Origin of the sequence: Sphingobacterium psychroaquaticum (genome assembly GCF_004421025.1) — a bacterium.
GTDB classification, from domain to species: Bacteria; Bacteroidota; Bacteroidia; order Sphingobacteriales; family Sphingobacteriaceae; genus Sphingobacterium; species Sphingobacterium psychroaquaticum.
The window spans coordinates 2225272-2247728 of sequence record NZ_CP038029.1 but is presented as its reverse complement, the minus strand read 5'-3'; the positions used below and the strand labels follow the sequence as shown (position 1 = coordinate 2247728).

23 protein-coding genes are annotated in these 22457 nt (G+C 40.9%); 8 read left to right on the top strand and 15 right to left on the bottom strand.

The genetic code is table 11. From position 1 onward, the window contains the following. The first annotated feature begins 7 nt into the window (after positions 1-7). Both E2P86_RS09480 and hmpA read left to right on the top strand, forming a co-directional pair. Positions 8-1252, top strand: a complete 1245-nt coding sequence (locus tag E2P86_RS09480) for a hypothetical protein (protein ID WP_134432664.1) — start codon at positions 8-10, stop codon at positions 1250-1252. 31 nt (positions 1253-1283) lie between these two features. Further along, the gene (gene hmpA, locus E2P86_RS09475; RefSeq protein WP_134432662.1) at positions 1284-2486 is read left to right on the top strand and encodes an NO-inducible flavohemoprotein; all 1203 of its coding nucleotides are present in this window, start codon (positions 1284-1286) and stop codon (positions 2484-2486) included. A 70-nt stretch (positions 2487-2556) separates the two neighbouring features. Here hmpA and E2P86_RS09470 read toward each other — a convergent pair whose 3' ends face one another. Genes E2P86_RS09470 through E2P86_RS09460 form a run of 3 tightly spaced genes read right to left on the bottom strand, consistent with a single transcriptional unit; the run spans position 2557 to position 5499 of the window. Further along, entirely contained in the window at positions 2557-3237 is a 681-nt protein-coding gene (locus E2P86_RS09470; protein WP_134432660.1) for an anaerobic ribonucleoside-triphosphate reductase activating protein, read from the bottom strand. After that, on the bottom strand, positions 3212-3397 hold the full coding sequence (gene nrdD, locus E2P86_RS18325) for an anaerobic ribonucleoside-triphosphate reductase (RefSeq protein WP_085471858.1): 186 nt from the start codon (positions 3395-3397) through the stop codon (positions 3212-3214). The genes E2P86_RS09470 and nrdD overlap by 26 nt, the downstream gene beginning before the upstream one ends. After that, positions 3394-5499, bottom strand: coding sequence for a ribonucleoside triphosphate reductase (locus tag E2P86_RS09460; RefSeq protein WP_134432658.1), 2106 nt, complete (start codon positions 5497-5499; stop codon positions 3394-3396). The genes nrdD and E2P86_RS09460 overlap by 4 nt, the downstream gene beginning before the upstream one ends. A 281-nt stretch (positions 5500-5780) precedes the next feature. On the opposite strand from E2P86_RS09460, the gene E2P86_RS09455 reads away from it, so the two are divergent. From E2P86_RS09455 to E2P86_RS09435, 5 genes are all read left to right on the top strand, one after another. After that, positions 5781-6080 carry a hypothetical protein gene (locus E2P86_RS09455; protein ID WP_085471860.1) on the top strand — a complete coding sequence of 100 codons (300 nt, stop codon included), beginning with the start codon at positions 5781-5783 and terminating at the stop codon, positions 6078-6080. 392 nt (positions 6081-6472) lie between these two features. Beyond that, positions 6473-7393, top strand: a complete 921-nt coding sequence (locus tag E2P86_RS09450) for a hypothetical protein (protein ID WP_134432656.1) — start codon at positions 6473-6475, stop codon at positions 7391-7393. Between the two features lie 5 nt (positions 7394-7398). Next, entirely contained in the window at positions 7399-9390 is a 1992-nt protein-coding gene (locus E2P86_RS09445; protein ID WP_134432654.1) for a TonB-dependent receptor plug domain-containing protein, read from the top strand. 39 nt (positions 9391-9429) lie between these two features. Next, positions 9430-10287, top strand: a complete 858-nt coding sequence (locus E2P86_RS09440; RefSeq protein WP_134432652.1) for an MbnP family protein — start codon at positions 9430-9432, stop codon at positions 10285-10287. A 63-nt stretch (positions 10288-10350) separates the two neighbouring features. Continuing rightward, entirely contained in the window at positions 10351-11373 is a 1023-nt protein-coding gene (locus tag E2P86_RS09435) for a cytochrome-c peroxidase (protein WP_134432650.1), read from the top strand. A gap of 26 nt (positions 11374-11399) precedes the next feature. On the opposite strand, the gene E2P86_RS09430 is transcribed toward E2P86_RS09435, so the two are convergent. From E2P86_RS09430 to E2P86_RS09380, 11 genes are all read right to left on the bottom strand, one after another. Then, complete coding sequence (locus E2P86_RS09430) at positions 11400-11729, bottom strand: metal-sulfur cluster assembly factor (protein ID WP_134432648.1); 330 nt, start codon at positions 11727-11729, stop codon at positions 11400-11402. Continuing rightward, entirely contained in the window at positions 11726-12991 is a 1266-nt protein-coding gene (locus E2P86_RS09425; protein ID WP_134432646.1) for a hypothetical protein, read from the bottom strand. Before E2P86_RS09425 ends, E2P86_RS09430 begins: the two co-directional genes overlap by 4 nt. A gap of 10 nt (positions 12992-13001) precedes the next feature. After that, the gene (locus tag E2P86_RS09420; RefSeq protein ID WP_134432644.1) at positions 13002-13886 is read right to left on the bottom strand and encodes a DUF2249 domain-containing protein; all 885 of its coding nucleotides are present in this window, start codon (positions 13884-13886) and stop codon (positions 13002-13004) included. 11 nt (positions 13887-13897) lie between these two features. Next, positions 13898-14818, bottom strand: a complete 921-nt coding sequence (ric, locus tag E2P86_RS09415; RefSeq protein WP_134432642.1) for an iron-sulfur cluster repair di-iron protein — start codon at positions 14816-14818, stop codon at positions 13898-13900. A gap of 155 nt (positions 14819-14973) precedes the next feature. Then, positions 14974-15741 carry an ABC transporter permease gene (locus E2P86_RS09410; RefSeq protein ID WP_134432640.1) on the bottom strand — a complete coding sequence of 256 codons (768 nt, stop codon included), beginning with the start codon at positions 15739-15741 and terminating at the stop codon, positions 14974-14976. Further along, positions 15734-16459 (bottom strand): ABC transporter ATP-binding protein, encoded by a 726-nt coding sequence (locus E2P86_RS09405; RefSeq protein ID WP_134432638.1) that lies wholly within the window; start codon positions 16457-16459, stop codon positions 15734-15736. The genes E2P86_RS09410 and E2P86_RS09405 overlap by 8 nt, the downstream gene beginning before the upstream one ends. Beyond that, positions 16456-17706: a nitrous oxide reductase family maturation protein NosD gene (locus E2P86_RS09400; protein ID WP_134432636.1), complete on the bottom strand. Its 1251-nt coding sequence runs from the start codon at positions 17704-17706 to the stop codon at positions 16456-16458. Before E2P86_RS09400 ends, E2P86_RS09405 begins: the two co-directional genes overlap by 4 nt. Positions 17707-17711: 5 nt before the next feature. Further along, on the bottom strand, positions 17712-18155 hold the full coding sequence (locus tag E2P86_RS09395; protein ID WP_166785182.1) for a nitrous oxide reductase accessory protein NosL: 444 nt from the start codon (positions 18153-18155) through the stop codon (positions 17712-17714). A 2-nt stretch (positions 18156-18157) separates the two neighbouring features. Further along, on the bottom strand, positions 18158-18751 hold the full coding sequence (locus E2P86_RS09390; RefSeq protein WP_240775483.1) for a hypothetical protein: 594 nt from the start codon (positions 18749-18751) through the stop codon (positions 18158-18160). A 7-nt stretch (positions 18752-18758) separates the two neighbouring features. Continuing rightward, positions 18759-20738 carry a Sec-dependent nitrous-oxide reductase gene (gene nosZ, locus E2P86_RS09385; RefSeq protein ID WP_134432632.1) on the bottom strand — a complete coding sequence of 660 codons (1980 nt, stop codon included), beginning with the start codon at positions 20736-20738 and terminating at the stop codon, positions 18759-18761. A gap of 57 nt (positions 20739-20795) precedes the next feature. Then, a complete protein-coding gene (locus E2P86_RS09380) occupies positions 20796-21275 on the bottom strand; it encodes a c-type cytochrome (protein WP_085471875.1) in 480 nt (159 codons plus the stop codon). Positions 21276-21558: 283 nt separating this feature from the next. Here E2P86_RS09380 and E2P86_RS09375 point away from each other — a divergent pair, with 283 nt between their 5' ends. Continuing rightward, positions 21559-22152: a Crp/Fnr family transcriptional regulator gene (locus tag E2P86_RS09375; RefSeq protein ID WP_159451814.1), complete on the top strand. Its 594-nt coding sequence runs from the start codon at positions 21559-21561 to the stop codon at positions 22150-22152. Positions 22153-22241: 89 nt separating this feature from the next. Here the strand turns inward: E2P86_RS09375 and E2P86_RS09370 are convergent, their stop codons facing one another. Next, the gene (locus tag E2P86_RS09370; protein ID WP_085471877.1) at positions 22242-22436 is read right to left on the bottom strand and encodes a CsbD family protein; all 195 of its coding nucleotides are present in this window, start codon (positions 22434-22436) and stop codon (positions 22242-22244) included. Between the last annotated feature and the right edge of the window lie 21 nt (positions 22437-22457).

Here is a 22457-nt window from a genome sequence, read left to right as displayed (position 1 = left end):
TAGCAACATGAGATTTGTAGAACAGATTAGTATTAAAGGATGGATAAGGATAGGCGTGTTAAACCTACTTCTCGTTGCTGTTCTAGGCATACTGATGCGATTGAAGTTTATTCTACCGATTCCCTTCCTTGATCTTAAACATGTCCAACACGCTCATTCGCATTTTGCTTTTGCTGGATGGGTAACACATATGTTGATGTTATTTCTTGTGCTCGTCACTTTTCGACTTCAAAAAAAAGACAATCTACCACCACATCAAAACAGAATCTTGTTTTCGAACCTGCTATGTTCTCTTGGTATGCTTTTTAGTTTTTTGTACCAAGGCTATGGTAGCCTTTCCATCTCGCTCTCTACAGGTAGCATATTAGTATCCTACGTCTTTGCAATTTTTACGTGGCGAGATATACGTCAACAAAACTTAGATCCAAAAATTGCGCGTTGGTTTTATCTATCCCTCGTTTTTCTTGTATTATCCTCCTTCGGGACATTCTATCTCGCCTACCTTAAGGTGACACAACAATCCAATCTCAAAGGACACTTGTCGGGCCTATACTTCTATTTACATTTTCAATACAATGGATGGTTTTTCTTTGCTATAATGGGTTTGGTTCAACATATATTGAATAAACAGCAAGCTCCACTAAGAGAAACTGACAAACTATTTCACATCCTTTCCATTGCGACTGCTCCTTTGTATTTCTTGTCCATCCTATGGACAAAACCGAGCACACTCGTATATTTAACCATCGTCATATTCGCCATAGGACAACTCGCGATTTGGATATATTGGATGATCCACCTATATGCACCGACTACTAGAAAGAAATTTGCATGTATGGACAACTATTTAAAACTCATTTTTTCCTTACTGCCTTTTGCGTTGTTCTTTAAATTCTTCCTGCAAACCCTCTCTGTAATACCTGCACTCAGCGCATATGTGTATGGCTTCCGACCTGTTATTATAGGCTACTTACATCTCGTGCTGCTGGTTATCGTGTCTATTTTTTTAATTAGTTACGCCTACCTATATGGTTACTTCGAACTCAGCCCACGCGCAAAGCAGTTTTTTACACTATTTATTATAGGCGTTTTATTAAATGAATTGGTTTTGGCACTGCAAGGCTTCTTAGCCCTGTTCACGGCAGGGCTTCCACAAGCACATATATACCTACTTATTGCTTCTACCCTTATTGGGATAGGTTTGGTAGGGATTATCAAGGCTTCTTACAATCGTTTAGAAAAAGCAACATAAGATTTTACATTTCCATAAAGTATAATTTACCATGACAACAGATCAAGTACAACTTATTAAAACAACAGTTCCTATATTACGTGAGCATGGCGTTCTATTAACCACTCACTTTTACAAAAGAATGTTTGAACACAACCCTGAATTAAAACATATGTTCAATATGGGGAATCAACAAAACAAGAAGCAACAAATGGCCTTAGCCACCGCGGTATTAGCATATGCCGAACATATCGAAACACCTGAGGTATTGCTACCTGTTGTAAACCATATTGGTCATAAACACACAAGCTTAGACATTCGTCCGGAACACTATGCCATTGTTGCTAAACACCTTATCGCCTCTATTCAAGAAGTATTGGGGGAAGCAGCTACTCCGGCACTCCTCGAAGCATGGACTTTAGCATACAATAATCTCGCAGCCTTAATGTCCGGACACGAAAAGAAGCTTTACGAACAACAGACGCAAAAAGAAGGTGGCTGGACCGGTTGGCGCCCTTTCATTGTCCAGAAAAAAGTAGCTGAATCGACCGAAATAACATCATTCTATCTCTACCCAAGCGATGGTGGCCCCGTTGCTGACTTTAAGCCCGGACAGTATATTAGTTTACGTCTTTTTTTACCCGAGCTTAATATATTACAACCCAGACAGTACAGTATTTCCTCAGCCCCTAATGGTTTATTCTATCGTATTTCCGTAAAAAAGGAAGCCGGAACACAGCATCCTGACGGACTGATTAGTAATCGACTTCATGATCACGTTACGGAAGGCGATAAGGTCGAACTGTCTGCGCCATCCGGTGTATTTGTCTTGGATCAAAGTCAGACCCCAAAAGTATTTATTAGTGGCGGAATTGGACAAACGCCTCTACTATCCATGATGGAGGCACTGATTAAAAAGGATACGCCATATATTGCAGACCTGACATGGGTACATGGTTGCCGGAATGAGCAGGTTCATGCTTTTAGAGATCGGTTGAAAGAGATTTCTCTGCAACAAAATATAAAACAGTTTCTATTTTATGATGAAGTATCGCAACAGCATGAAACAATCAGGAGAGGTTGGGTGGATCTAGCAACAATAAAGCATGACATTATAGCACCCGATACGGACTACTATATCTGCGGACCAACACCTTTTATTCAAAAACACTACACTTACCTGGTGACAGAAGGGATCGATGCTACGCGCATCCACTTTGAAGAATTTGGGCCGAACTCCTTGCAAATGAATTAAGACTTAAATTTAGCGCTATTTGGTTCCAAGGAACCAAATAGCGCTAAAATCAACGTATTTTATCTTGTGTTTACCGAAGTACCACTTGAATGCGAGACGTCGAAAGATTATCGGCTTTTAAACGTCCCCAACTTTCGCTTAATCGCCCCAAGGTAGGTACTCCGTTGACAAAGTGCTGAATATAATAGTTTCCCCGATACCCATTTGTTTCCAAAAAGTGAACCATAGTTACCAAATCGTTGGGAGATAATAAATCTTGATGCCAGGTCGTTCGCACCTCAAAAGCGACATCAGCATGTCGAATAAGGTTAAGACTTTCCACAAATGCAGACCAAGTATTCGTGTGTGTAATCTCTTGGTATTTGTCTCGCGTAGCCTTAAAATCCAATGCAATATAATCTACCAGTTCCATATCCAACAATTTCTTGAGCCTATCAGGACGGCTACCATTGGTATCAATCTTAATACGATAGCCAAGTGATCGTGCGGCTTGGGCCAAGTTCAACAAGGAAGGATGTAAGGTACATTCACCACCACTGAAAACCACTCCTTCTAGCAGTGCACGTCTAGACATGAAAAAAGAAACCGTCTCCTCCACCGATATTTTCCCCTTCCCTAGCACGATATCCGGATTATGACAATATCCACAACGCATATTACAGCCTGCAAACCAAATAATGCAGGCTGTATGTCCCGGATAATCCAGCATGGTGAATGGGGTTATACTATAAATTGGTTTTAGTATAGCCATAGTTAAAATGGGTCCGTTGCTGATGCTCCCCTTTCTTACCAATGTTAAAGCTTTCCACCGGTCGGTGGTAGCCCATAACACGCGTATACACTAAACATTTGCTTCGTTGCTGCTGATATTGCTTCAATATCAGTTCGCGATCTTCAGTACAGATTATCATATTATATCAATTTTTGGATGAGCAGAAACTAGGAAGTCGTCACAATGCGGGCAATATTCATGCTCCCCACTGAGGTAGCCATGCACAGGACAAATACTGAAAACAGGTGTCACCGTAATATAGGGCAATTTGAAATTCGATATCACAGTCCTAACGAACGATAAGCAAGCTTCCGGTGTGCTAATCCGCTCACTCATATAAAGGTGCAATACCGTTCCTCCAGTATATTTACACTGCAATCTGTCCTGAAGCAGTAAAGCCTCAAAAGGATCGTCAGTATAATCAACCGGAAGTTGAGAACTATTGGTGTAATAAATATTTTTTCCACTTCCGGCTTGTCGGATATCGCTGTAGCGCTTCCTATCTTCTTTGGCGAATCGATACGTTGTTCCTTCAGCAGGTGTTGCTTCCAGGTTATACAAATTCCCTGTTTCCTCTTGAAATTCACGCAGTCGCCCTCGAATGTGGTTTAAGACTTCTTCCGCAAACGATATGCCCCATTCCGTAGAAATATCTTCGTTATCGAAGGTATAATTACGGATCATCTCATTCATTCCATTAACCCCGATAGTCGAAAAATGATTTCGAAAATGTGGCAAATAACGTTTCGTGTAAGGAAACAACCCACTATCATATCGTTCTTGTATAAAGACACGCTTCTTTTCCAAGATTGATTTTGCAATATACAACCAATGGTCAAGCCGTTGATAAAGTTCAGTTTCCTTCCCGCGATAAACATACCCCAAACGTGCCATATTGATGGTCACGACGCCAATACTACCCGTCATCTCGGCACTTCCAAAAAGACCATTACCGCGCTTAAGCAGTTCACGCAAGTCCAATTGCAACCGACAGCACATACTGCGTACCGCATTAGGCTTATAAGCGTCTGGATTCTCGATCTTATTCCCTTGATCATCTTGTATGTATTGACTGCCTATAAAATTCTGGAAATAAGAGGAGCCTATCTTTGCCGTGTTTTCAAATAGTAGTTTTGCATTCTCGCTGTACCAATCAAAATCCTCCGTAATATTAACTGTTGGGATAGGGAAAGTAAAAGGTTGTCCTTGTGCATCCCCTTCAGTCATCACCGTATAATAGGCTTTATTTATCATATCCATTTCTTTTTGAAAATGACGATAACATAAATCTTCCAGCTTTTCTACACCACGCTTCTGTGCCTCTTCCATAGCTTGACCCGTTTTGTACTGTGCAAACAGATGCGTACCGCCTCGGGTAGGTATTTGATTGCGTAAATCTTCCGGAACATTCCAATCAAGTGTAATATTGGTAAATGGCGACTGTCCCCAGCGTGCCGGTACATTCAAATTATAAACAAAGCTACGTATGGCTTTCAACACTTCATTATACGGTAACTGATCTTTGAATACGTAAGGAGCCAAATAGGTATCAAATGAGCTGAAAGCTTGTGCGCCAGCCCACTCACTTTGTAGAATACCCAGGAAATTTGCCATCTGTCCCAGGGCCTCCCTAAAATGTGCTGGTGGGCGGCTTTCTACGCGCCCTCGAACCCCGTTGAAGCCTTCATCTAATAGTACCCGCAAACTCCATCCTGCACAATACCCAGTCAAGCAATCCAAGTCGTGGATATGTATATCTGCATTCCGGTGCCCATATCCTTCTTCTTGACTGTACACCTTATCTAACCAATAGTTTGCGATAATCTTGCCTGCGGTATTATTGACTAAGCCCGCATTTGAAAATGAAGTATTTGCATTCGCATGTATCCGCCAATCGATTTGATGAATGTATTCCTCAACCGTCTGTGTGCTGTCCACATAGGTCGTACCTTCCCCCAGTCCTTCTAAATGTTCCCGTTGCATCTTTCTCGTATGCCGATACAACATAAATGATTTCATGCTTTCAAAATATCCATATTGATAAAAGCTGCGTTCAATTAAATTTTGGATATCTTCAACCGACCACGTATCAGCCGAATCTAAACAGGCAATGACGGAATCAAATACGCGATCATCTATCGGATGTGACGCACTTTGAAATCCCTTCGCTATAGCATCCTTAATTTTGTACAGTTGCAACGGCTCAAATCGTCCGTCTCGCTTAATAACAGTTTTTTTCATAGTACGAGTTGATAAGAAGATGTTTATCTATGGGTTTAGACAAAGCTAATTAGGAACTTTGTTCGATTTTATGACTGTAAACATAAACGGAAATGATTTTAGCCATTACCTTTGTTCTAGTCAAAGAGAAAAAAATACAACTGCACAAATGAAAATGATGTATTCTTATGTATCTTTGCCGAACCGAACTTTTTTACGCAGAAAGAAACCCTGTTTTGAAACGATTTTTTACATATATTCTATTAGTCACCTTGACACTGCAGTCGTTTTACCGCAGCATCATGACTGTTGAATATCAGTTGCATTTACCAGACTATCTGGCGAAGTGTATCAATAAAGATCGTCCGCAGTTACATTGTAACGGCCAGTGTGTGCTGATGAAGAAGATTAAAGAAAAGGAAAAGAAGGAAACGGAGAAAAACCTTATGGTGTACGAATATAGTGCGCTATATGTTCATGCGGCCTATATACTTTTCACCCCATCACTGGATATGACAGTATTGGACGCACCTTACTCTTCGTATGTAGTCAATTATTCTTTTGCGTACAACAACACGGTATTCCATCCTCCTCTCAGCTAGTTTTCAGCTGTAGCGCTTAGGCGCTAAAGATTATACGTCGTTTAAAATAACCAGTCTCATCCTTGTTCCCTTGGAATAATAAATAGACATTTTTAAGCGCCATTAATCAAATTATTTCAACACATTTTTTACTGGAAAAGGAGTGTATTAAAAGTATGTTCGTGTTTATCGGATTGCAGTATTGGTGCTGCTTGTAAGATTGACGCAGCATTCCTCGTCGTAATGATAAAGCGTACGATGGATTTGGGCGATCACAAGAGACGACTTCTACGGATAGCGTCTTATACCGAACGGAAAGCACATGTACTATAAAACACCTCTTTAGGCGGACTGAAACTAAAGCTGCATGCAGGCACTACTGTTTCGCTACGTCCGTAAACTATCGCTTAAAGATGAAAAACTTGATTTTATTCCTCGCGCTATTCGGTTTAGTTGCGCAGTCTTGTACAAAAGAAAAAACAGACTACGAGGCAGAAAAAGATAACGATATTATTGAAAATGAAACCTTTAAAGAGGCTACAGTCATTAATAACGGGGCTTATACCATCCATATTGAATCGCTCCATGGTATGTTCTATAAAGGGTACAATGAAATTCGTTTAACGGTTAAAAAAGGGACAGTCGTACAACCTGTTTCATCCTTTACATTTTTACCCATCCGAACAGAAGCAAGCACCAAAACCAGCTCTTGTCCCCATCAATACGACATGACATATCAGGCACAGGGAAATTATTTCATCGGATACAGTGTATTTACCGAAGAAACTGATGCGACTGGAAGTTGGGACTTATACCTTTCGTTTACCGTAGATGGTCAACTTCATACATCCAAAAAGAGAATTACCGTCGAAAAACAATCAAATAGGAATCGTAGTATGACCACTTTTATAGGTAAAGATGAGGTGCAATATTACATTGCCTTAATAGCACCACAAAGGCCAAAGGTTGGTGAAAACCCACTCGTTGCAGGAATATACAAATATAGCCCGTCCGTGAGTCCGACATCAGGAGAATTTCCAGATCCGGCGCAGTATAACTACAATCCTGTCGCAGATTACGCCCTTCGTTTAGATCCGCGTATGCCAGAGCCATCCATGGGTAATCACTCTTCCCCAAATAACAAAGATTTGGTTCAAGGTAAAGATGGCCTATACTATGGTGTCGTCAACTACACCATGACCGGTAACTGGACATTAAACTTCATACTTCAAAACCAGCACGGAAAAATTTTGAAAGGTACCGAAGTACCGACCGATTTTACCCCCGGCGTGGCAGGCAAGAAGAGTGATTTATACCTAGATGTATTGTTCTAAGAATTATGAGAAATATAAGTGCTATTTGTACGATTTTACTGTATAGTATACAGATTAATGCGCAGGAAACATCCGTTAAGCAAGATAGTAGCAGACGGATCCAAGAGGTAAAGATTACGGCTCAAGCAAAGAAAAAGATCGAAACTGAAATGAAAATGGCTGTTTCTGTCGATGAATTTTTAGCTTCTTCTGATCAGATCAGCTTCATCAAACGGGGGGCGTATGCGTGGGAGCCTTTGCTGAACAATATGAGTACAGAACGTTCTATATTGACGATCGATGGTATGCACGTGTTTGGTGCCTGCACGGATAAAATGGACCCCGTCACCTCTTATGTTGAGAGCAATAATTTATCGACCATTGATATTACGTCCGGACAAGCGGGAAGCATGCATGGTGCTACGGTTGCTGGAAGTATCGATCTTAAAAGAAAAAGCACACCCTTTGGTCTAGAAAAAAGATGGAATGGCGCATATCAAGCTGGTTTCGAGTTTAATAACAAACAATACTTCAATCTGGGTAATCTTTCTTACTCAGGCGAAAAGTTTGTGGCCGACGCCAGTGTCGCCTTCCGTCAGGCAGGAAACTATTCGGATGGAAATAACAACGAGGTCAAACATTCGCAATACAATAAATTCAATGCTTCATTGGGTATAGCATATAAAACAGGTGCCCTATCATCCGTACGATTGGATGCAATTTTTGATAAAGCGAAAGATGTCGGGTTTCCTGCGCTACCGATGGACCTCTGGCTTTCTCGCGCCCTTATTACCTCCGTGGCATACAAACAATTGTTTGAAGAAGGATTTGTTCGTGCCTGGGACACCAAACTTTATTACAATGCGGTGGAACATTATATGGATGATACAAAACGTCCAGAGAATTTAGTACATATGGATATGCCGGGATGGAGTACCACCTTTGGGTTACTTTCCAACGTAAACCTCAAAGGAAGCACGAGCTATCGGGGTGAAATTCAGCTGAACGCCTACGACAACCTATCTATTGCTGAGATGACCATGTATCCACAAGATCGTGCCAATAAAACCATGTTCGCCTATACGTGGCCCTGGGTAAGGACACGCTTTTCCGGATTGTCCACAAAAAATAGTTGGGATCTATCAGAAATAAGCCGTATTCATTGGGGTGGTTCCCTCGGAATACATTATAACCAGGCTAAATATGGAGAATTCAATCGGATCTTTTACCCAAATGCATCTTCGCAGAAAACTAGGATATTACCCGGTATCCATGCTAGCTATGACATCAATATCGCGCAATTCGACTTTTCTTTGGGCGCAGGGTATGGACACCGTGCTCCCTCTGTATCAGAAGGATATGGCTATTACATATATAATAGCTTTGATAGGTATGATTACATTGGCAATCCAGACCTCAAGAATGAGGTCTCCTACGAAACCCATGCTAGCGCAAGTTTTAAAACGCAAAGAATGCGAATACAGGCTCAGGTGAATTATTTTCATATCCAAGATTATATCGTCGGTAAAATACTGAGCTTGGGGAGCCCCATGAATTACCAGTCAGTCGGTGTCAAAGGATATACTGCGTTAGACTATGCCAGAATATTTAATATGACACTAAGTGGTAGCTACGACATCCTGCAACATCTACATTGGAAAGGAGGCCTTACGTATGCTAGGGCAACTGATAACAACGACGGCAACTTACCCTTTATCCGGCCTTTAACGTATCAAACCTCGCTCCATTATATGTATAAAGACTGGAGTGTCCAAACCGCATTAAATGGAGACTTGGCGCAAACAAACTATAGTCCTGAATATGGAGAAGATCGCACAGATGCATATAAATTATGGAATATCTCAACAGATTACGCGTTGACTTTCAAAAGCTACAAAGCTGTTTTACAGGTCGGGGTAGAAAATGTATTCAATACCTATTATAGCACGTATGCAGATTGGGGTAATATTCCGCGAATGGGACGCAATTTCTTCACGTCCCTAAAAATCATTTTTTAAAAACAACATAGATTAAATTAAATACCATACTTAAGAAATATGAAAACAACATTAAACTTTCTATTCCTATCCCTTGTTTCAGTAGGCCTCTTATCGTGTAGTAAAAACGACACCCCTGTTGCTAACAATGTAACCTTACATTTCAATAATACATTTAAAAATACGACAATCGTTCTCGGCGACGCATCGTCCTCAACAGCAACCCAGAATACTTCTGCAGAAGGACAAATACATCACTTTTCGGAATTGAAGTATGTAATCAGTAATATCCGTTTAGTGAAAGCTGCAGGTGGCGAAGTACCATATCATATCAACGATCTAGACCATGGTGCGCGTGTCATCAATCAGGCGAAGCCACAAACATTGGATTACGTACTAACGAATATACCTGTAGGTGAATACAAGCAGATAAAATTTGGACTGGGGGTGAAAGCGGAACTAAATACTCTAGATCAGGTTCGATTTCCGAACTTCTATGCCGAGGCCGGAGCTAATGACACCAAGATGCATTGGGAATGGGGAACGGGATATCGCTTCACCAAGATAGAGGGGTTTTATGGTCCTGAGCACAATAAACTTTCTATTCATACTGGAAGCACCCTTGAAGGTACGATCGATAAACCGGACACGTATAAACAAGGAGTCGATGCATACCGCGAAATTGCATTGAGCCTTCCTGCTGTTGCCATAGTAGGCAAACAGTCCCCACGTGTTGTAATAGAGGTCGATTTCGATAAGTTACTCAGTGGTAAAACTAACACTATAAAATTAGGGGCAGGAAATGCAATACCTAGTGTACATACCGCTGCAAATATGGTCTTATTTGTGGACAATCTTGGTGGCAATGGCTCCAGTGATCTTTCTGGAATGTTTTCGGCAAGAAGTGTAGAAAATTAAGAATGCCTCCCCCTTACCTCGAACTTAATTTGAGGTAAGGGTTAAAACGAAACCGTGTATCTCATGTTAAAATTAACGATCACCCTAGCATTCATTGTGCTGCTGACCTCCTGTAGCACGCAGGAAAATGAAAATCTTATCCCGTACGAAAATCCCGAAATCCAATTTGATATTCCCCCTGGTTTTCCGGCGTTAAATAGTGCCATAAATGATAATAGACCTACAAAATATGGCGTAGCGCTAGGCGAGAAATTGTTCCATGAAAAGAAATTCAGTGGTAACAATACCATCTCATGTGCGAGTTGTCACCATCAAGCGCATGCATTTGCAGATAATAACAAGCAAGCTATTGGGATTTACGATCGTGTTGGGCTACGAAATACGCCGCCAATCCAAAATCTGGCTTTTATAAAATGTTATAACTGGGATGGTAACAAGCTCACTTTAGAAAGCCAACCTCTAGTCCCCATAATTACCCACGAGGAAATGAATTCATCTATCCTAGAGGTAATGACTAAACTAGATGCTGACGAATCCTATAGATTCCTCTTCCAGAAAGCATTTGGTGATATGCAAATAACACCCGATCGAATCTATCGGAGTCTCGCGCAATATGAGTACACCTTAATCTCTGCCAACAGCAAATACGACCGCGTTACACAGCATCGAACGGCTACGTTTACCGAAAGCGAAAGACGTGGCTACACGGTATTTAACGCAAAATGCTCTACTTGCCACAGCACATCCCTCTTTACGGATCAAAGCTTCAGAAATGTAGGTTTCCCCATAAACCCCAGCACGGAAGAAGCAGGTCGTGCACGGATCACGGGTAAAGCGGAAGACTTTATGCGCTTTCGGGTCCCATCACTCAGAAATGCAGAATTTACCGCACCTTACGGTAGTTTTGGGCAATTTCCGACCTTACGGGCTGTATTGGATTATTTTGACAAAGGGGTCTTAGCGGCTGATAACCTGGATCCAATTTTAAAAGATAATGGGAATAGAATTCCCCTTTCAGAACAAGAAAAAGACGATATAATCGCTTTCATTAAAACACTAAACGACTCAACTTTTATCGGAAAGTAGTTGACTGCAAAAGAATATAAGAATGCCTAATGAATACCGAGGGCCTCTTTACCTGCCTCGGTAATCATATCGAAGTTCCATTCTGGCTCCCAAACGATATCAATTTGTATCAGACAATCTGGAAAGGCATGCGACATGGCATGGTGGACGCCGCGCTGGATGGCATCACCTAAAGGACAATGTGGCGTGGAAAACGTCATCGTCACAACAAAGATGCTGGATCTGGAGCAGTCCACATTATACACCAAGCCCAGGTCAATAATATTTACACCTAGTTCCGGATCTATGACCTGCATTAAGGCCAACTGAGCCTTCATTTGTTCTTTAGCGTACGCTTTGTTTAGTTCTATTTTCATGGTTTTACTTTTGATTGATGAAATACAACGGTTCCAACATTATAACAGTAAAGGGCAGCCAAGATCACCCAAATAGCACTTGCAAATTGTAATAGCCCCTCTCGATTAACCACGATGGCTATGCAGAGTAGCAGTAAAGCGAATACAAAAAAGTAGGTTTGCAACCGAATAAGATGCTCCTTGTATAGATTTTTAGGTAAAGGTATACGCGCATCTCCGTGCACATCTTTATAGCGGTTGTTCCAGACAATAAAAGGCAGTGTCTTAAACGTTTTACCAATCACTAACCCCGTGATCCACCCCAGAAAAACAAAGGTGCCATACAGCGTGACCCATTTCGTATCACTAAGAAGGTAAGTCAAGCCTAGGGATATCAATGCAAACACCGGGATATACAGCGAATAGATCGCTTGCTTCATTAACAAATCGATCTTCTTCCTGATGCGTGTCCGAATAGCTTGTCCAATATATACAAACCATAGCCCAATACCTATAAGAACCAATAATACATAGCCCCATGTCCCTGCATCAATCTGTCGAAAATACCCATGCACCATAAATAGGACAAGTCCTAAGTTCTGGAAAGCGAGTGAGAAATGAAGCAATCGATCATTTTTGACTTTGCCCAGAACAAACATAGGAATCAGCTTTGCTCCGACGCCACAAATCAGTTGCATAAACCAGCCCAGTATACCTGCATGTGCATGCAACTTAAGCATATCCATGTGGTTACGCGGAATAAAATTATAAGTTAGATTAATCGCCAGCAATAATCCTGCGGTTGCGGTAAGTACAAACCAAATAGCGGAGCTAATGATAAAATACTGATACCGTGTACTATTGGCGGATCGAATTATCGTGACACAAACATTATACAGGTAACAACAACCAGCGATTACCACCAAGCTTCCCCCCGTAATCAATAGATTGCCAGTCCAGAAGTTCCAAAAGCACCAAACAATAATCAGACTCCCAGCGGTAAGGAATAAAAAGGACACAAAAGCCAAACGATAGCTAAAGAGATCCTGCTCACACAGTACTGGAATTAACTGATAGGCTGCTCCAAAAATAATCATAGTTCCCCATCCTAATACAACAGCATGTACAATAGCTAAAATATGTGGATTGAAATGGTGACCAGTCAGCTCGGAGGCAGACAAAAATAATAGGATACTCCATCCAAAAAAGAATAATGCCGCCGTCACGTAAAACGGAAGTACAGCGCTAGTCTTTGGAGCTCTATGTATAAATAAATCGGCCATATCAGCTCGTTTAACGGGAATCATGATAAATAATCAGCCGGATATCGTCCGTATTGTACTCACAAATTCGAACAGCGAATCCACTATGTTCCAACTCTTCCAAAAGATGCAATGGCATACGCTTATGATAAACATGCAAGACCTGTCCCTCCTTCAAGATCAACAGATGTTCCAATAGGCGCTCCATAGGTTCTGGCATTGGCAATGCGCGAACATCTACAACAAGAATTTGTTCGCTCAAATACTCCGCAAGAAGTAGTTCAAAGCTTTCACGACCGAGCATACAGATTTGACTATTAGTGGAACTATGTCCCAGCATATCGGGAATTGCAGCTTTAAAAAACCACGTATAATGTAAATCAACGGCTTTGGATTGCACATAATTTGACGCTCCCTGACGCTCCAGCACAAGCAACAAAGGGTAAGGAATAAATGTATTAATAATACATAACGCATGTTCGTTCGGTAATGCACGATAGCGCTGCAAAATACTTTTTAACGGATCGTCTCCCCTCGCTATATGTTGCCGCACATCGAAGCGATCGACAGTGCTGTCCCGAAGACTAGAAAACCACTCCGGTTCTTTCTCCCCTCTTTGCTTTGGCACCACATCAGAGTACACTCCTTTAACAAGGCTACCGACCATATTCTCACCGGCACACACTTTCTCAAACACAAAACCCAACGGTTCCAGTGCGAGCCTAAAATCTTCTATAGTACATCCTCCAATCGATGCCACATCAGCTACAGTCACACGGGGTGCAATTAGGTGTCTTAAAATTGGATTTTTAAGCTTTTGAAATGGGACAGCGATAGCGGCTATAGCCGCTATGCTCGCCTTATTTTCTTTGATGATGGTGGATATCCGGGTTTGCTGGTTTATCTTTAACATCATTTCGTTTGTTACTATAATGCCGTGACTTTAGGAAAGAGTACATTATTTTCCAGGTGTATATGCTGAAAAAGATCGCTTTCAAATTCCTGAATCTTTGTATATAAGTAGGTATATGAATTGCAGGCGTTCTCAGGGAGTTCGTAATCCTTTGTCAAAAGCCGAAACTCACGCAGTTCCTCGCCAGCATGCTCATGCTCACTTTTCATATAACGAATAATGGCCTGTAGCTCCTCCGTTTGAGGACGAACACCAACAGCCAAGCTTTTTATAACAGGAAATAAGTTCTTTTCCTCTTGTTCAATATGCTGATACAATCCGCCCATAAAGTCATGCACGCCTTCAGCGAGATCAAACAATTCCGTGTGCTCTGCACCATGCCTTGCGGATACTTTATCTGCCAATTGCTCTATAATTGGTCCCTGTTCTCGAATATAACGGTGATGTACATTGACGATATAATCAGCCAGAAAACCTAAATCCCAATCATTGAAATTATGTTGTGCCGAAGCAGAACTAGCACAAGGTGCATTTTCCAAGGCTTCTACTAATTGTTGTTCCGCCATCCCGATCGATTGCGCGGCTTCTCGCAGCGTTTTCTTTCCGCCACAGCAGAAATCAATACCTAGTTTTTTAAGTACCTCCGCTTTTTTGATATCCTTCGCTGCAACCTCACCTACAGTTGGCGCCCCTGTTGAAACGGTTCCCGGCTTAAAGATTCGAACACGCCACCACTCCGGACCATCCTCCAGATACTCCCATGTAAATATATTGCCCCGCTCACCGAGTAACTGATAATATAGCGGTTTGGGGTCATGGTCGTTTAAAATCACAAAACCTTCCCCTTGGTCCAGGCGATCAAAATGATCGAAAATTGTCGGATGTTTAAGTCTTGGTTCAATCTGTGTAACATCCAATGTTGCTGACTTTATCATGGTTTTTATATAAAGAATTTGGTTAAGAAATCTATTTCTGTCGTTTCTAATTCGACATACACAAATTTACAAGGAGCGGATTCGGTATTTTATGAGCGTGCACATAAGCTTATTTTAAATTGTCAGAATGCTGTCAATCCTGTAGATAAAAATCTTTAAAGGTCTTTTTTCTTAAAGTTTAAAGTAGAGAATAAGAAAGGTAAGGTAATCCATAATAGGAGGATGATAGCTGTTAAAATCATTCCACCACCTGTACCGAAAAAATTTTGAAAAATAGCACCGGTGTACCCCATCATAGCCGATAGATCAACCTCCAATAGGATAATAATACGTGTTATATCAATAGGGTTCAACATGGTTAATGCCACCATGCCATTTTCAATCGGGTAGTCTGAGAACTGGAACATCAGAAACAAGACCAATGCATCAAATAGTAAAGCAAAATATAGCCACAGCAGGATGGCCAATCCAATACCCTTCGCTTTATCACGAATCTGTACGGCCGTCCACAGAGCAATAGAAACAAAAATTGCTGAAAGACCCGCCCCACATACCAACAAGAGGATACCGGAAGGAATCCATGCAAAAATAATGATAGGTATCCCTACTCCAATTAAAAAAGCTAATGTGATAGCACCTGATAATCCCAAAAAAATGCTTCCCCATATCTTTGTACGTTTTAACGGTTGGCTTACCAGTAATTCAATAAATTCTGCGCTATTGTACAGGTACACGGTAGCAAAAATAATACTCACTAGAGGAACTACGAAGAGTACAATATTCAATAAACTAACAATACCTTTCTCCGCATTACTCTCCATACCTAACACACTAAATGCTAAGGCCAGGAGAAGAACCATATAGGCAATTATTGTTCGACTACGCAGGATATCACTGATTACGTATTTAATAATTTTAAGCATGTACAGTCGTTTTTGAAGATAACATAATGTGTGCAATAGCCTTTCCCAACTTATCGGTTTCAGTGTCTGCTTTCAAGCTCTCAATGGTTTTGTGGAATCGTAGTTGCCCTTCTTCCATGTATACAATTTCAGAAACGAGCTCATCCAGATCGCTCAAGATATGGGAGGTAATAATAATTAATTTATTGTTCGCACGTTCGCGTTGTATTTTTTCCTTAAGGATTTCTGTCGATATAGGATCCAATCCAGCTGTAGGTTCGTCGAGTATTAAAATTTCGGGTTTAAACATAAAAGCTATACAAGCGCTGACCTTTTGGCGTGTCCCTCCTGATAGCGTTCCCATCCGCTTATTAAGCAGTTCTTTCATCTGAAAGGATTCATATAAATCCATATCCAACTGCCCGGCCTTCTCGCCACGGATATCCTGCATCATGTCAAATATCTGACCAATCGTCATGTTATCCGGATAGCGACCTATTTGCGGCATATATCCAATGTTTTTACGATACGCCCAGGCGTTGCTGATGTTTTTATCCTGTACGATAATTGTTCCACTGGAAGGAACAACCATTCCAAGAATAGACTTGATTAAGGTTGTTTTCCCACAACCATTAGGCCCAATCAAGGCCACGCATTGTCCCCGACAAAGGTGAAGTGAGATTTCTTGAAGGACTTTTATTTTCCCGAATTTCTTGGATAGTTTTTCAGTCTTTATCATACATTTAGCGGTTTCATGTAAGGGTTTTCATCCATTAAATTTTCTGGTGTCAAGCTTGGCATCACACGCTCGGTACGATCCAGCAGTTTCGACATAAAGCTGCGAAACAATAACATCGCCATAGGGTACTGTTCAACAATGACTGAAAATAGGCTCACAGGTCGATATGGCACGTCTCCCAAGCCATCTTTATTCAAATCATACCCCTCATATTTATCCCAATAATTTTGGTTAAAATTATTAGCGGCCAATGTCATATTATTGGTCGTGACGTCAAAAGTATTATTGATAAAATTATTACTTACAAGGGTATTATCCATGCAACTGGCTTGGATCTTAAGCGCCCATCCATTGCTTTCCAATTGATTATTCTCTATATGTATACGGTTGCTTCCCTCCATAAAGATTGCCGTGGTATTCTTAATAAATCTATTATGCCTTATTTCACTATCTGTAATATCTTTCAGCAAAAGCCCATATGCAGAATCGCCCCAATTTTCATTAAATGTATTGTATAGCATCCGGACCCGTTTGGTATACATAACAGCCACCCCTGCACCATTATGTGTAAATTCATTATAGAGATAGGCGTTATCGTGCGAAAACATAAAATGTAAACCGTAGCGAATATTATTAGTAGACTGGTTTTTCTCCACTTTCGTATGCGTTACAAACTCGAGATAAATACCATCCCTATGTCCCTTTACGGTATTATTAAAAATAGTTAGGCTATCGCTTTTCCAGGCGTGTATACCATTGCCACTCAACTGTTCGGTGGAACCATAAGCTTTAATCTTATTGTTTTCCGCAATACAGTTTTTGGATGCTTGAAAATAAACGCCGAAAAAATTATCTTCCAAGATGTTATCAGCAATGCGGACATTCGTTGTATTATAGACTTTGATGCCAGCGATATCTGTTAACGAGGAATGACCTGATGATTTTACCAAAAAGCCCCGAATAGTTACATGCGAGGACTTAACCGAAAAAGGTTCATATTTCTTTTTTCCATCAATCGTAGGGTACGCTTTCCCGATTAAAGTAAGCGGTTTATCAATTGTAATAGTACCTTCCGAGTACCTACCTTTATCGACAAGAATGGTATCCCCTGGCTGTGCCAAAGAAATTGCTTTGGTAATGGATTTAATAACCTGCTCCTTTCCTACCTTGATGGTCGCAGCATATACGCTGCCACAGACCATCAGATAGGTAAATACAACTTGTTTTAACAAATAGAAACTTTTCATTACATCTATTTAGAGATTTGTTCCCAGGTGAGCTGTTCGCCCCCGATCTTTTCCTGCATATGCTTTAGATCTGACTCGTTCTTAAATGCGGCAATATCACCACGCATCGGACTTTTTAACTGTTCGCTTTTTAAGAAAAATAACGCTGTAACAGGATATAGTTTTTTCGTATGATAATCGGGCACATAGAGGTGTGCGATGTCTTCCGGCCCCACCTGACCTTCTTTTGAAAAAGCGATCATACACGAAACATCATCAAAATTGTAAGCGCGACCTTTCTTTGTCAACAGTTGTGTCCCAAATCGCGCGTCGGAGATCGTCATTTTACAGTACACGCATTGATCTTTACCGTACTTGATGGGTTTTGGTCCATTGGCACTGCAAGCCTGCATGCCCAGTACCAACAAAAGACAAACAAGGAGGTGTGATGTATATTTTATTACATTCATAATCATATTGATATTTTTGTTTTATTTCTTTTCCACTCTGCAACAACACAGTATAGAAGTATTAGGCCCGTCGCAACAATAATCCATCCTCCACTATCAGGAATGGAGTAAGCACCAAAGTTTAAGAGCTGCTTAAATCCAATGAGTGGTGGCTGATAGGCCATTCCGGGCACTTTGATAGGCGCATTGGGATCCAAATCATGCCCATAATTATACTCCCAAACCCAAAAATCGACCATAGCTACTACGCCAAACACGACAAAGCAGATGAACAACACTTGCATGCTCCGTCGGTTTCCACGCGCTCCTACCGCAATAAAGGCAAGGGCAAAAGCCGCCAATATATACGGTAGTACCGTGAACTCAACGAAATCGTCTGCATGCAAGGTCTTCATGCCGATGTAATGATTCAAACCATTTATAATGTCGACTTGTCCATCAAGCTTATGGCTATAAATGAGCAGTTCCAAGCCCTCGGGATATTGTGCTGCATCAAGCTCGATTCGCCAAATAGGCAATATAAGCGTGAGTACTAATGCTAGTCCTGAAAGGACTAGCATCGCACGATGGATTGCTTTTATGGGTAGGTTCTTCACGATCTTTCTATTTAGTTGTCATTTTATCTCCGGTTCCGAAAGATAAAGGCACATTACTACCTTTTGGAGATACGCGTACATAGCCCGCCATTTCCTGATGTAGCGCACTACAAAAATCTGTACAATACATCGGAAATATTCCTATGCGATCTGGTACCCATTTTAACGTTTGAGTCTCGCCTGGCATCACCAGCAATTCTCCGTTATTAGCGCCTTTGATTGCAAATCCATGTGGCATATCCCAATCTTGTTCAATATTTGTAACATGGAAATATACCTCATCCCCCAGTTGTACACCTTCAATTTTATCCGGTGTAAAGTGCGAGCGGATAGTTGTTAGGTATACATGTACCTTATTCCCTTTTCGTTCCACGCGTGCTTCAGCTTCTCCATTTGCAAAATGCGGATGCTTGTTGGCCTCCAATTTGTAGATCTTTAGCGATTTATCTTTTACTTTTCCCGCCCGTACCGCTTGTGCATAATGCGGCTCACCGATTGTTGGGAAATCAAGTATCAATTGCATTTTATCCCCCGAAATATCATATAACTGGGCACTGTGTGCCAATTCTGGCCCAGTAGGTAAGAATCTATCCTTTGTAATCTTGTTGAAAGCAACGACATACTTCGAATCAGGCGATTTTGTATCTCCACCAGGAATCATTAAGTGTCCCACAGAGTAATAAGTCGGTACGCGATCGAGCACCTTAAGATCCTTAATATTCCATTTTACGAGTTCAGAAGAAACAAAGAACGAAGTAATTGCATTTCCTTTTCCATCAAACTCGGTATGTAATGGCCCTAAACCAGGTTTTTGAACCTCGCCATGTAATGCTGCTTCATATTTAATGACAGGAATACCTTCAAAAGTGCCTTCAAAAGCTTTGTCTTTAATCGCTTTTTGCATCTTCGTAAATGAAAAAACAGGAATTAATGCCGCCAACTTGCCGCTTCCTACAATGTACTCGCCAGTTGGGTCAATATCGACACCATGCGGAGACTTCGGACAAGGAATGTAGTAACACAAACCTTCCAATTCCGCTGAGTTCAATACGATAACCTCATTCTTTATGGTTGATTTCGAAGTATGTGAGTGCTCATCGTAAACATTGTGTGCATATTTAACATTACTTACCTTCTTTCCTTTTCCGGCTTTCAAATACTCTTCAGCCTTTTTCCAATTCACTGCCAAGATAAAATCCTTATCATTTTTAGATGCGTTTACTTCTTGTAATGTATTGGCTTGTTCTGTATTATACGTAGAGAAGAAAAACCATCCGTGAGAAGCCTCTTTACCGGCACGACTTAAGTCATAATTAACACCTGGCGTTTCAATCTGGAACGCGATATCCATGTTACCGCTTTCTTTGTTAACACGCACAAAACTTAATGTACCTTTAAAGTTTTCTTTAAACTTCTCGATCGACATATCACTCTTTTCACCATCTGGAGGAACACTAAAGCGGGTACCTGCTACTACATATTCCGTGTTTTGTGTAATAAATGGCGACGAGTGATTACCACCGCTATTGGGTAATTCCAATATTTCTGCGGTCCTAAACGTAGTAAGATCAACCCTAGCAATACGTGGTGTGTTATTAGCATTTACAAACACCCATTTGCCATCATATTCACCGTCTGTCTTAGACAATTGAACGTGGTGTAGATCATCCCATGGCACGCTTCCGTGTGATGTTTCTAACATGGGTTTCGTTTCTTCGCTAAATCCCCACCCCTTTTCTGGGTCTAAGGAAAAGACGGGAATAACACGTAACAACCTCCCCGAAGGAAGACCATATACCGATAATTGACCACTAAAACCACCCGATACAAAGCTGTAGAACTCATCATACTGTCCAGGTGCAACGTATGTCTTTTCAGCTGCATTACCGCTTACAGCACTTTGTGTTCCTTTGGGTTTGCAGGCTTGAAAGCCCATGGTTACGGCAAGTACTATCGCCGCACTCACCAGAAAATTTTTAGTCTTCATAATATGTTATACTGAATTTGTAAGGATAATTGGCGTACTTAAGCATGAAGTAAGACCTTATTGTACACCGTCATTTTTACGCATAAACTCCAAGATGTTACGTGCATCTTCCTCCGATAGATTTTGATTGGGCATCCGCACAAGGCAAATTTCTAACTGGGCCTGTAATTCCGGATCTTTATCGATCATAGCATCGGGATTAGTGATAAAGTTCATTATCCATTCAGGTTTGTGTTTTTTTGAAACCCCAGACCATCCTGGTCCTACCAACTTCTCTTTGGAGTATTTGTGGCAGCTCGCACATTTTAAATTCGCTACGGTTTCACCTTTGGCCGCCATGGCTGCATCTAATTTGTCTCCTACTTCAACTTTATCGTATTTTCCTTCGCCACGTTTGGGGTCGTACCCCGAAGTAGCTGCAGGGCTGGCGCTCGTTGTAGCGTCCGTGGATGCCGCTTGATCCTGACCGCTGTTGTTGCCTTGTGAACATGCATAAATTAACATGCAGACGGCGAATAGATACATAAGCTTTTTCATTTTGTCTTTTTTAAATCGTTCATATTCTACTGATTATTTCTTAGTTCATATACAAATGTAGTTTGACCATATTCCTCATTTTATGCGTGCAATCATAAAGTGATTATAGCTACAAAAACAAAACATAATCAACTGTGTTAAAGCATATTACCACATTAATGATTGTTATTATAGGAATTTGTGACGCACGTCAATATTTGTATTATCCTATTAAAATACCTTTGTTTAGTATTCCAAATGGGGTAGAAAACACGGACAATTTGAGACCATGATTCCAATAAAGATGTTATTAGAAAAGGGAGCTGTTTATAAAAAGCTGTCACCGGGTGAGACCATTTTTCAATGTGGGACACGCGCGGTCTTTTACCATCAATTAGTTTCTGGCAGAATCCGTTGGTGCAATGTGTTGGATGATGGTAAAGAAGTCCTTCATAGCGTGGTCGAACCCAATGAAGCGTTTGGCGAATTGCCTTTATTTGATGGAGACGCTTATGCTGCTACCGCAATTGCAGACACACCTGCAACCGTAATAAAGATTGGTCTAACTAACTTCAGACAAATTTTAGAAGAGAATCCTGATTTACATTTTGCTTTTACAAAAAGTGTGGTTCAGAAACTAAGGTTTAAGTTTTTTCTAACCGAATTACTCGCCAATAACGACCCTGTATACATTGTATCGCAGCTCATTACATACTTCAACTTACATCATCAATTTATTTGCGAAGAGTGTCGTCGATTAATGTTGACCCGCCAGCAGCTGGCTAACATGATTGGGTTTCGGGTAGAGACAGTAATTCGCGCAATCCGACAAATGGAAAAGGACGACAGATTAGATATCATAAAAGGTAAGGTATTTGTTCCTGCTGATGGCCTCTAAAAACCAATTTGTACTGCGGCACACTTCGTATGCGTAAAATAAAAAAAGAGCAACCCTTTCAGGCTGCTCTTTCTCTTTACTCGGAAAGGCTATTGCTTGTCCAGATCATTTAACCAATCTTGAACCTGTTCACGTGTTTTACCTGTCTTTTTTTGAAGACGTCCATAAAGTTCATCTTCCTTACCTTCAACATATAGTAAATCATCGTCTGTCCAGTCAGCATATTGTTGTTTTACCTTACCTTTCAAAACGTTCCATCTTCCTTTTAAATCTAATGAGTCCATATTATTAAATCTTTAGTGTAT